An 11,430-nucleotide genomic window follows, 5' to 3' on the forward strand; every position below is an offset into this window, starting at 1 on the left:
GCCACATTCATTGAGTTATCGATATTAAATCTAAAGCAATTATTACTTGATACAGAAACTTCTCCAACAGTTCTAAGTGATAGTATCAGGAAAGTACAAAAGGAGTTAACAGAAAATAAACAAAAATTTCCATCTAACGGTCATGTTTACAAACTAGAGGTAGCATTCTCTCAGCTAATTAACGATCATTCAAATGCATTAAAAGCTCTCGAGCGCTCTTTTGAAGAAAATGACAGAGAGCCTTACCTAGCAATTAGGCTGTCATCTATTTACATCGAAGCTAAAAAGCTTGATAAAGCAAGGGAAATATTAACTAAAGCTATAGAAAGAAGAAGAACAGACCATAATTTAAATTTTCACTTTGCTGAATTTCTGAGAAATTACACGGATGCAGAACAAGAGGAAATAACCTATTATTACAGACGCGCATTCACCCCAAATGATAGACATTATCAAGCACAGTTCTGGTTCGCAAGATTTTCCTATTTTTCTAATAACGACAAGCAACACCAAGAAGCTATGGACATATTCAATCATATCAGAGGAGGACGATTTTCATTTAAGGAGCGTCACAAAATAAGAGACTATGATGGAGGGATGCATTCTCCACGCTCACATAGCGGAAGGATTGTTAGAAAAAGAGAAGGTTTTGGTTTTGTAATTATAGATGGCACTGGTTATGAGCTCTTCATTCCCGAAAAGCAAGTTGAAGAAGGTCTTTGGGGTGCGATGAAAGAAAATGACCGCATTAACTTTAATATTGCTTTTTCATTCAGTGGACCTTTTGCCGCCAGTATAAAGCCTACGTAGGCTATAGGCCTCAAGGTAAAAGGACATACTTATTTTCTATACAACGACACCAACAGTGAAATAAAACTAAAGGTGTCAAAGCCCTTTACCGCTTTTAACTCCTCTGTGTTCTCTGTGTCCTCTGTGGTGAATCATCATCAGGGTAGCGTATCAGAGGACATCCCCGCTTCGCTCCCACAGAAAACCTGGCCAAAGCGGACAAGCAGCCGAAGGCGGCGTTCGGACAAATGAAATGATCGGACTAGCGCAGCGATCGAACATTGATTTCACCTCGAAGAAGACGGTGGGAGGTGCTCCCTCGCAGCGATTGATCGTGTATTTTGCCTGCTGATAGTTTCATCGCGACGGGGCGTCGCTCCCACAGGGACCTCATGCCCTCAGTGCTCTCTGTGAACTTAGTTTGCCCCTTGGGTGTGTGGTAAACCCCTACCCCACCCGATACTCACTCCCCAGCTCACTGATCCCCAACCCACTCTTTTTAATCACTCGGAGCTGTGCGGGAATGCGCTCTTTCATCGCTTCGATATGACTGATAACGCCGATCATCTTGCCGGAGGCGTTGAGGTTGTCCAGGGCATCGAGGGCGATATCCAGGGTTTCGCTGTCCAGGGTGCCGAAGCCTTCATCGAGGAACAGGGAGTCGATGCTGGTTTTGTGGCTGACCAGATCGGAGAGTGCCAGCGCCAGGGCCAGACTCACCAGAAAGCTTTCGCCACCGGAGAGGGTTTTGGTATCCCGTTCGATATCCCCCTGCCAGGTGTCCAGTACGCTGAGCTCTAAGCCGGCATCCTGTTTACGTTTCAGCAGGTAGCGGCCATGTAGCCGCTCCAGTTGCTGGTTGGCCAGATGCACCAGATTATCCAGGGTCAGGCCCTGAGCGAATTTACGGAACTTGTCCCCTTTCTGCGAGCCGATCAGTGAGTGCAGGTATTGAATATCGTCGTAGTGTTCGATGTAGGTGGTGATCTTGTCGAACAGCGCCTGCTGATCTTTGCGCCGGGTCTGGTCTGAGGCTAACTCATTACCGATCTCACCATCCCGTTTCGCCAACTGTTCAAGCGTGTGATTGAGTTCACTGATCTGCACCTCAATATCCGCTTTCGGGGTTTTCTGGTATTCAGCGGCCTGCGGGTCTTCCTGTATCACTTGCAGCGCTTGCGCGGCGTGATCCAATAACGCAGTGGCACGCTCCAGCTCTTTATCCAGCTGCTGTTTCTTTTCTAGCAGAGCTTTGCGTTCCGGCTCAGACAGCAGCGCCTGCTGGAAGTCGGCTTCAGTGCTAAACGGACTTGCGGACAAGGCGGTTAACCACTTGGCCTGAAGCTGTTCCAGTCGGGCTTGTAACCCGTTAAGTGCTTGCTGCTGGCTGTTCAGCTCGGCCAGCAGGGCGTTATGTGCACTGGATAACAGGTGACGGGTTTCCTGCGCGGCTTTGTAACTGTTCTCGGCTGACTGCAGCTGAAGCTGACGCTCTCTGCGCGCCTCGCTCACCACCCTGTCGCCAAACAGATCACGGCGCTGGGTTTGCAGTTGTTGTAACGACTGGCTCAGTTGATCCCGTTGCTGCTGCAACTCTGTCAGCTGTTTTTCAAGATCGTTCAGCTGCTGCTGGCCGTGTGTCTGCTCAATGCTGAGGCGATTCAACTGGTTGCTGAGCTGCTCTTTCCGGGTGCTAAACTCATCCCACTGTTTTGCATCCAGACGCTTAGCCTCCAGCCACTGCTGCAGGGCTTGCGCTTCTGGTGGCTGGTAGCCCTGTTCGGTTAACTGTGCGATAAAGGACTCACGCTGAGCGGTGAGTTGCTCTGATCCTGTGTTTTTATCCTGTTGAATATCAAGCAGGCTCTTAGACAGATTCGCTATCGCCTGTTGACTCAACTGCAGTTTATTGCTCAGTTTTTCCGCAGCGCGCTGGGCGTTATCCCACTGCTGGCGGGCATCATCGCGCTGTTTGTTAAGGTTTTTCAGCTGCTGGATCGCATCTGCAAGCTGTTGCCGTTTGACCTGTTCAGCCGCCTGGTACTGTTGCAGACTCTCACTATCGGTAATCGGAAAATCAAGCGACAGAGGGGTGGCGGTTTGCTGCCACTGCTGTGCCAGAACAGACTGTTCTGTCTGGATCGCATTTAACCGCTGGGCTAACTCCTGCAGATGACGCTCAACGGAGGCCAGTGCCGCGGCGGTCTCCTGCCCATGATCTGTTATCGCCGTCAGCTCTTGTATCGCGTCATCCCTGTCTTTAACGGCCTGAGACAGATCAATTAGTTGACCATCAAGTTTTGGATGTTCCAGTGCACCACATAACGGACAGGCATCACCCGATTTCAAGTCTGCGCGGAACTGGGCCAGCTGTTCATCCTGAGTGACCAGTTTGCTCAACGCGCTTACCAGTTGCTTCTGTTTTGTATATTGCGCCAGAAGCTGTTCACGGGTCTGTATTAACTTTGTTTGACCAGCCTGTTCACTCTTTTCGCTTACCTGTTTTTCCTGTTGCTCTTTTTCCAGCTGCTGCCAACGGAGGCTGAGCTGTTGCAGCTCGAGTAACAGGGTATAGTCGGTATTGAGCCGTTCCCGTTGCTGCTCTAAGGTATCAATATCGCCCTGCCCGCTGGCGGTAACCGAAGCGTTGTTGGCCTGCTGCCACAGTTGTTCCAGCTTAGCCGTATCCGCCTGCGCAGTCTGATACTGCTTCTCGTCTGCGGCATGGGTATTCTGCAGTTCAGTCAGCTGTTGCTGTACGCCGGTCTGTTTTTCGATCAGCTGAGTGACAACATCCTCTTGCGCTAAAATCTGTTCCGCCTGCACCTGCCACTGACCCAGATACTGTTTCAGTGACCCGTCGGCGTTGTGTTGTTGCAGATACTGCTCAACCGTTTCAAGTTCCTGAGTCTGGGTGCTGATCTGCTCGTTAAGCGAGTTTAGCTGTTGTTTGCTCGCATCCCGCTTCGATACAGTCTCTTTAAGACTGTTCTCTTTCTCGCTGAGCTGAGTCTGTTCGGCGCTGATCTTCTGATCCAGCGGCACCACCTGCTCGTTGATCAGTTGCTCCTGCTGTTCGTGCTGCTGTTTCGCGGTGTTCAGCACAACACTTTGCTGCTCGTAGGATGCAACAGCAGTCTCCATCCGGGTTTTCAGCGTCTGCTCAGATTGCTGTTTTTCAGTGGTTGCCTGTAGGCTGCTATCCCGCTGTTGGCGGGCATCCTGCAGCAGCATATATGGGGTTCGCAACTGCTGTGCCGGTTCACTCTGCTGTAAACGCAGCAGATCGGGTTGCGCCTGTTTGTATTGCTCGCTGACAGTCTGCAGACGCTCAGTACTGGTTGTTTGATCCTGCAATGCCCGCTCATACTGCTGCCACCAGTGCAGATGGGCACTGCTGGCTGCCAGCGTGACTTTCAGTTCACTCTGTTGCTGCTGCAGCCGGGTTAACTCCTGCTGCAGTAACTGCGTCTGCTCCTCCGTCAGCAGCTGCACCCCTTTCGCCTGAGAGTTCAGCTCTGCCAGCGTCTGCTTCGCCTCAGCAAAATGCAGATGCACCCGCTCAGAGATCTGCCCATAGATCTCGGTGCCGGTCAGTTCCTCTAACAATTCGGCCCGCTCCGCTTCTCTGGCATTGAGAAAGGCGGCGAACTCCCCCTGGGAGAGCAGCATCGATTTGGTAAAACGGGAAAAATCCAGACCGGTGATCTGTTCAATGGTGTCGCTTTTCTGCTTTATCTGAGTCGCCAGCACGGTGCCGGTCGCCACCTCGGCCAGTTCGACATCCGCCTGTTGCAGGTTGCCATCGGCCTTGCCCCGCGAGCGGCGCATACTCCAGTGGGCACGGTAGGCCTTACCCTTGACCTCAAACTGTACTTCAGCCGAGCACTCGGCGGTGCCCCGGGTCATAATCTCATTGGTGGAGGTGGTGATCTGGCCTAACCGGGGAGTCTGGTGGTAGAGCGCCAGACAGATCGCATCCAGCAGGGTGGTTTTGCCCGCGCCGGTCGGCCCGGTAATGGCAAACAGGCCGTTATCGACAAAGGGCGACCGGGTGAAGTCAATCTTCCACTCCCCTTTCAGGGAGTTCAGGTTTTTGAACTGCAGACTGAGAATCTTCATAGGTTCAGCTCCCGGTTCTGCTCGGGATTTTCAACCTCAGAGACAATCTGACGAAACTGCTGTTTGATTCGTCCTAAGCGTGCCTGCTCGGCGTCACTGTCGAAGTTCTCCAGTTCCAGCCGTTTGGCAAACACATCCTCGGGGGTTAACTCCGCCAGGGTTTCACGTGCGATCTGATTGAGTGTTTGCCGCGCGGTATTGCGTGAACGGCGCAGCTGCAACACCTCGACGGGAAGCTCTTCGGTCATCGCCTGAATCCGCTGCGGCAGATCTGACAGATAGTCCTGAGTCTCAACCTCTATGCAGAGCCATACCGGCTGAGGGGCCATGGCGAATGTTTCCAGCTGCGTCTGAATACTGCTCAGATCCCCTTTAATCACCGCCATGCTCTGAAACAGCGGCACCTCAAGCGGGGTGATCGCTGCCGTTTCAGCGCCGTTAAACGAGACCATTACCACCTGTTTGGAGGTTTTCAGTTCATCAAAACTCAGCGGGATAGGCGAGCCGCTATAACGGATATGCTCGGATTTAGCGACGATCTGCGGTCTGTGGATATGTCCCAGGGCGATATAGTCCGCCGGAGGAAAACCGTCGGCGGCAAAGCCATCCAGGGTGCCGATATAGATATCCCGCACCGAGTCCGACTGACTGACGCCCAACGCGGTCAGATGACCGGTGGCGATAATCGGCAGATCCAGTTGCTTCTCCTCCCGGAACGCCTGCGCGGCCCGGTACAACCGATGATAGTGCTGTTTAATCGCTTCCCCCAGGGCCTGGCGTTTTTCCAGACCGGACTCCCCGGCCCGACTCTGAATCACATCACGGGGGCGGATAAAGGGAATGGCACAAAGAATCGCACCGGTTGTGCCGGCACTGTTTTTTAGCTCAATAATCTGCTTGTCGAACGAGGTATCATCGCCGCTATCGTCCGTGGCTGTCACATTAGCCACCACATGGGTATTCAGGCAGGCCACCAGCTGTTTCGATTCATTCAGGGTGGCGACGGAATCATGATTGCCGCCTAACACCACTAACGTGCAGTTCAATTGACTGATCGCCACAATAAAGCGGTTGTACATCTCCCGCGCATAACTCGGCGGTGTGCCGGTATCGAAGATATCCCCGACAACAATCACCGCATCGATCTCATGCGCCTTAATCTGCTCCAGCAACCAACTGAGAAAAGCCTGATGTTCCGCTTTGCGGCTTTTGGTAAAAAAACTCTGACCCAGATGCCAGTCAGAGGTGTGCAGGAGTTTCATACAGAGCGTCCGTAACCATCAACAAAGAGGGGTAGATTACCACAATGCTCAGGGTGATCTGATCCGTTTTTACCAGAATTGAATAACCTGTTATTTAAATGCTTATTCGCTGGAGAGCGGTTACCGATCATGGGAAAAACCTTTATGATCGGAAAGCGATCATCGTATTCATTAACTCAGCCCAGAAGCCACTGTTTAATGGAATAGCGATATGGCTTATTTATTGCTGATAGGTTTCTTGTTACTAAAAAAAATAATAAAAGACTAAGAGGTAACCCGGATTGAATCCCGAACAAGCATCGGTTCGACAACTTGGACCTCAGGAAGAGGCTTTTTTAAGCTCTGAACCTCTACAGCCGAACACGTCATCCAGTAAGCGTCTGACAACCAAATACCTATGGTTATCGCTGATCGTGGCACTCATTCCTTTATTGGGATTTGCCAGCCTTTATGATTCCTATTTTTCACAGTTAGTTGCACGCCTGACTGAAGAGCAATTGGCAACCCGCATCGCCGCTACCAGCAATGAGTTTCGCGTTTTTCTGCGGGAAAGAAAGTTTGAGCTGGATGCTCTGGCAGATCAGTTTGATAATCCGGATCTGTTCACCCCGGATGGATACAAAATAATGTCTCCTGAGCTTGAAAGTCTGTTACGACTTCAGGTCGATGCCAGCAGTGTTTACGGGATTGTTTTTTATGATAAGGCCGGTCAGGTTGCCTGGACCTTCCCACAAAACCAGACGATTCCATCGGTTTCATCGACACACCTGGTGGAATTCGAGGGAGCGGAATTAATTGGCCCCACACCCCCCTCTGTTGCGAAGCCAGCCAGCATTGTTCTGCGGCAAAAACCGTTTTCCTCAGACAGCGATGATCAGCACATTAACAATCCTCTGGGGCGGATAGGGCTGATTGTGCGCTTTAACTCCATCACAGAAATTCTGCGGCGTCTGGATCAAAGCAGTACCTTCCGGGTCTTTATACAGGCGGGTGAGCAGAATATTTATGATGTCGTAGGCCAGCCCGTCACCCTGACGACGCCTCCAACTCAATATCAAACCCTTCTGCCCGGATGGTCGCTTAACATTATTCAGTCACCTAACCTGTTACTAACATCGCTGGAACGTATGCGTTACTGGCTGATTCTCATGATGAGCTGCACGATAGCGGCTGTCTTGTGGCTCTATATGAGCATTTCTAAACGGCTCACCCGGCAGGTTGAGTCATTAATACAAAGCGTTGAGAAAGTCGCTCAGGGGGATCTTGATACCCCGGTAACCGTTATTCCTGGCATTGAAACCAACCGCTTAACCCATGCAATAGAGCAGATGAGACTGCAACTCAAAACCTTCATTCGTGCCACCCTCAAGATAGAGCGTCAGGCAACTTTAGGGCAGTTAGCCGCAGGGCTGGCCCACGACATTCGCAACCCTCTGACCACCATACGGACCACGGTGGTTGCTCTTTCTCGCAGGGAATCTAATCCTGAAAACAAAGAGATGATGAGTGTGATTGAGGAGGAGATAGACAGGGTTAACAATGTTATAGAACACCTGCTTAACTATGCCAGACCCCGGGACCCACATGCTGAGAGAATCGACGCTAAGGCCTTACTCGCCAGCGTCTCAACCCTTGTCGGCGCATCCGCACGCAATCAAAACGTACAGTTAAGTGTTGAGTGTGAGCAGCCATTAAGCCTCTGGGCCGATGAAGGTCATGTCAGGCAGATCTTAATGAATCTGGTGATCAACTCCCTGCAGGCGATGTCAGTCCGGGGCAGCCATATCCGGCTTAAAGCCGCAGGCCATGAAAACCAGGTGGAGTTATCCGTCACTGATGATGGGCAGGGAATGGCCGAAGAGGTGAAGAACAAAATAATGGAGCCTTTCTTCACCACAAAATCAGCAGGTACAGGTTTAGGCCTCGCGACATGTAGCTCTCTGGTAAATAGCAATGGAGGAACGATGATCATTGACAGCACTGAAGGTGCTGGCACAAGCGTCATCTTACTTTTCCCCGCCGCCCAGCCTTTGGAGTCATAAACATGAATAACTCTATATCCGTACTGGTGATCGATGATGAACGCAATCTGGTTAGAAGTATCGGCTTTTCACTCCGGGATGAAGGGATGGACGTCACAGGTGCTTACACAGGCCAGGAGGGACTGACACAGGTAAAAGATCTGGTACCTGACGTTGTCTTACTTGATCTTGGACTTCCTGATATTCCAGGCCTCGAAGTGTTGGTCAAGATCAAAGCCCAATACCCCGACCTGCCCGTTATCATGATATCGGCACACGGTGATACCCGTTCAGCCGTTAAAGCGGTAAAAATGGGCGCACTGGATTACATCACCAAACCCTTTGATCTTGATGAGCTGGTACTCCTGATCCGACGTTGTACTGAACATGTTCGTACCCTCCGTGAGATTAAATATCTTCGCGATAAAAACACCGGTACGGGTCCATTAGTCGGCAATAGCAAAGAGATGGATATGCTGCGTGACGCTCTCAAACGGGTGGGTAACAGTTCAGGAAAAACCGTTCTGGTTACCGGTCCTTCTGGCACAGGTAAGGCCCTGGTAGCCCGTGCACTCCATGATATCCGCTTTACTGACGCACCTTTTATTGAAGTCAATTGCGCAACACTCCCGGAACAGTTAATTGAAGCTGAGCTTTTTGGCGCAGAACGGGGAGCTTATACCGGTGCCAACCAGAAACGTTCCGGGCTTATTGATCTGGCTGATGGCGGCACTTTATTTCTCGATGAGATTGGTGAAATTCCTATCACCCTGCAGGCAAAGTTATTGAGTTTTCTCGAAAATCGTAATTACCGCCCGGTTGGTGCCGGACGTGAGCGTCAGGCAGATGTATTTGTCGTTGCCGCGACCAACCGAACATTAAAAGATGAAGTCGATGCGGGACGCTTCCGGTCAGATCTGTTCTTCCGCCTGAATGTTCTGCCCGTGGAGATACCTGCACTGTGTGAACGCGATCAGGATGTACTTCTACTGACCGCGTACTTCAGTGAGAAATACGCCAAACAGGAGGGCTGCGAACCGATTAAATTCAGCGACAGAGTGCAGACGCTGCTGTCTGAATATGACTGGCCCGGCAATATCAGAGAATTAAAAAACCTGATTGAGAGGCTCACCATTTTACACCCGGGAGAAATGATCGAAGTGGACATGATCCCGCCTGAGTATCAGACATTAGACATGGCCTCTCATCACACGGAAAGTGACTATCGTGAAGCGGTTGAAGACCACGAACGGACGCTGATTATCACCGCCCTGAAAGACGCAGGCTGGCGCAAAGGGATCGCCGCAGAGAAACTGGGGATCTCCCGTCATGCGCTAAAACGCAGAATACAGCGCTTAAAGTTAGAGGATCCAGAATGATCCGTTCCCTCTTTTTTTCCGCACTACTGGTTATCAGTATACCCGGCAGTGCCACAGAAATAGCCCTGGGGGCGTCTGAAGAAAACGCCCAGGCGACGGTGGGTTGCCTCTTTCCTATGAGCGGCAGAAGCGGTCTCTATGGCCGTGATAGCGTCGCAGGCATTCAGCTCGCGCTGGAACACTTAGCACAGGAGTCACCCCCTGATATCCGAGTCTTAATTGCGGACAGCAGCTCTAAAGTCTCTAAGTCTGCCAGACAGGTACGCGACTTTATCCGCAACGATAATGCCCGCTTTATATGCGGTGTCGTCAACTCGGTTATCGCACTCCAGGTGGTCAAGATTACAGAGGAAGAGAAAGTGTTTTTTATTGGCACTGACCACGCTTCATCACGACTGACCGATGGCTCTCCCCACCCTTACTATTTTCGCATGACCAACAACACGAAGCAGTCGATGCTGGCGGCGGCCAGCTATATCCGGGAAAAATTTGGTCAGGGCAGCCACAAGAAACCGCTGCGTCTGGCCTATATAGGTCCGGATTATGAATACGGTTATCAAGCCTGGGAAGATCTGCGACAAGGCCTGAAGAATGAAAAAGTACATTACGAGGTCAGTACTGCCTTATGGCCAAAGCTATACGAACCCGACTACTCGACATTTTTGAGAGCGTTACTGAATAAAGAGGTCGATCTAGTCGTCAACACGCTCTGGGGGGGAGATCTGGTCGCCTTTATTCAGCAGGCAAATCAGACAGAACTGTTCCAGCATGCCAGATTTGCTAACTTTGAGACAGGGGGAAGCTACGAAGTGCTTTCCGTTCTTGGTCAGGATATGCCGCCAGGACTGATTCTCTCCTCACGGCATCACAATAACTGGCCCGAGACAGACCATAACCGTTGGTTTGTAGAACGTTTTTTTGAATTAAACGGGCGATACCCTTCCTACGCGGCGGAAGGTGCCTATTCCGGTATTTTAGCCATCTCTAAAGCGCTGCAGGCAGCCGGTCCGGAAGCCAGCGATAAACAGATCAGAGATGAGTTAGCGACCCTTAAACTAAAACTACCCGAAGACCCCCAGGGCTTTTCCTCCTTCATGGACCCTGTTAGTCATCAGTTACAGCAAGTGATCGCCATTGGCGAAACAGTCCCTGATCAACGCTTTCCTCCTGCACGGATGGCACTGGGCAACTGGCACATCTATAAGCCTGCCATGATGACGCAACCAGACTCTGAATAACGTTGTCATCTGATGTTTTGCAATAAAACACACCTGTAGCAAAGCTTAATAACAAACACTGAACAAAGGCAGGCAACCATTTGCACTGCCTTTTTTAACGTCTGATTTTCTCTGCACCCTCTTCTGCTTCTTCATCATTAAGGCTCTTCATCAATCAACACCAACCAGGAGCGCTCAGCGATCACCAGGGGCGCTCAACTCTGATCTGCTTGCGCTCAGCAATTTTTAAGAAAGTAAACCAAAATAAAAATAAACGTTTTATATCAATAGCTTACAAAACAAAATCCATCTGGCACACCGGTTGCAATATGCCATATATGTTGTGATCTCTCAGCACCTAACCGACCGCTGAGAGCATGCCACAACATGTCAGGAACACCCTGCGAATAAAAATTAAAATCAGATAAGGTGAACAATAATGTTTAAATCTTTTGCTAAAAAAACCACGCTGACAGCGGTGGTTCTTGCGTCGGCCATCACCCAGCCGGCTATGGCAGCCGAGGACTACAAACTGGGACTCGTGACTTTCCTGTCTGGAGGCGCGGCCGGCCCCTTCGGCGTACCCGCCCAGAACGCCGCGAAACTGATAGTGGAAACGCTGAATGCCGGAACACTTCCA

7 protein-coding genes are annotated in these 11,430 nt (G+C 50.8%); 5 read left to right on the forward strand and 2 right to left on the reverse strand.

The window, feature by feature from the left end; translation table 11 throughout:
* On the forward strand, positions 1–810 hold an 810-nt coding region (locus ACQY8X_RS19645; RefSeq protein WP_428036831.1), incomplete at its 5' end, for a tetratricopeptide repeat protein.
* A gap of 426 nt (positions 811–1,236) precedes the next feature.
* On the opposite strand, the gene ACQY8X_RS19650 is transcribed toward ACQY8X_RS19645, so the two are convergent.
* Together ACQY8X_RS19650 and sbcD are read right to left on the reverse strand one after the other, a co-directional pair.
* Entirely contained in the window at positions 1,237–4,911 is a 3,675-nt protein-coding gene (locus ACQY8X_RS19650; RefSeq protein ID WP_428036832.1) for an AAA family ATPase, read from the reverse strand.
* On the reverse strand, positions 4,908–6,173 hold the full coding sequence (gene sbcD / locus ACQY8X_RS19655) for an exonuclease subunit SbcD (RefSeq protein WP_428036833.1): 1,266 nt from the start codon (positions 6,171–6,173) through the stop codon (positions 4,908–4,910). The genes ACQY8X_RS19650 and sbcD overlap by 4 nt, the downstream gene beginning before the upstream one ends.
* A 281-nt stretch (positions 6,174–6,454) precedes the next feature.
* Here sbcD and ACQY8X_RS19660 point away from each other — a divergent pair, with 281 nt between their 5' ends.
* The 4 genes from ACQY8X_RS19660 to ACQY8X_RS19675 all read left to right on the forward strand — a co-directional run.
* A complete protein-coding gene (locus ACQY8X_RS19660) occupies positions 6,455–8,215 on the forward strand; it encodes an ATP-binding protein (protein ID WP_428036834.1) in 1,761 nt (586 codons plus the stop codon).
* 2 nt (positions 8,216–8,217) lie between these two features.
* On the forward strand, positions 8,218–9,573 hold the full coding sequence (locus ACQY8X_RS19665; protein ID WP_428036835.1) for a sigma-54-dependent transcriptional regulator: 1,356 nt from the start codon (positions 8,218–8,220) through the stop codon (positions 9,571–9,573).
* Positions 9,570–10,811 carry an ABC transporter substrate-binding protein gene (locus tag ACQY8X_RS19670; protein WP_428036836.1) on the forward strand — a complete coding sequence of 414 codons (1,242 nt, stop codon included), beginning with the start codon at positions 9,570–9,572 and terminating at the stop codon, positions 10,809–10,811. The genes ACQY8X_RS19665 and ACQY8X_RS19670 overlap by 4 nt, the downstream gene beginning before the upstream one ends.
* 418 nt (positions 10,812–11,229) lie before the next feature.
* Positions 11,230–11,430: hypothetical protein (locus ACQY8X_RS19675; protein ID WP_428036837.1), on the forward strand; the 201-nt coding region annotated here is incomplete at its 3' end.

This window comes from Amphritea sp., assembly GCF_050300915.1.
Classification (GTDB): domain Bacteria; phylum Pseudomonadota; class Gammaproteobacteria; order Pseudomonadales; family Balneatricaceae; genus Amphritea.

Excerpts from the sequence above, each read along its gene's own strand:
- ACQY8X_RS19650 (WP_428036832.1), bottom strand. The coding sequence starts at position 4,911 with ATGAAGATTCTCAGTCTGCAGTTCAAAAACCTGAACTCCCTGAAAGGG.
- sbcD (WP_428036833.1), bottom strand. The coding sequence starts at position 6,173 with ATGAAACTCCTGCACACCTCTGACTGGCATCTGGGTCAGAGTTTTTTT.
- ACQY8X_RS19665 (WP_428036835.1), top strand. The coding sequence starts at position 8,218 with ATGAATAACTCTATATCCGTACTGGTGATCGATGATGAACGCAATCTG.
- ACQY8X_RS19670 (WP_428036836.1), top strand. The coding sequence starts at position 9,570 with ATGATCCGTTCCCTCTTTTTTTCCGCACTACTGGTTATCAGTATACCC.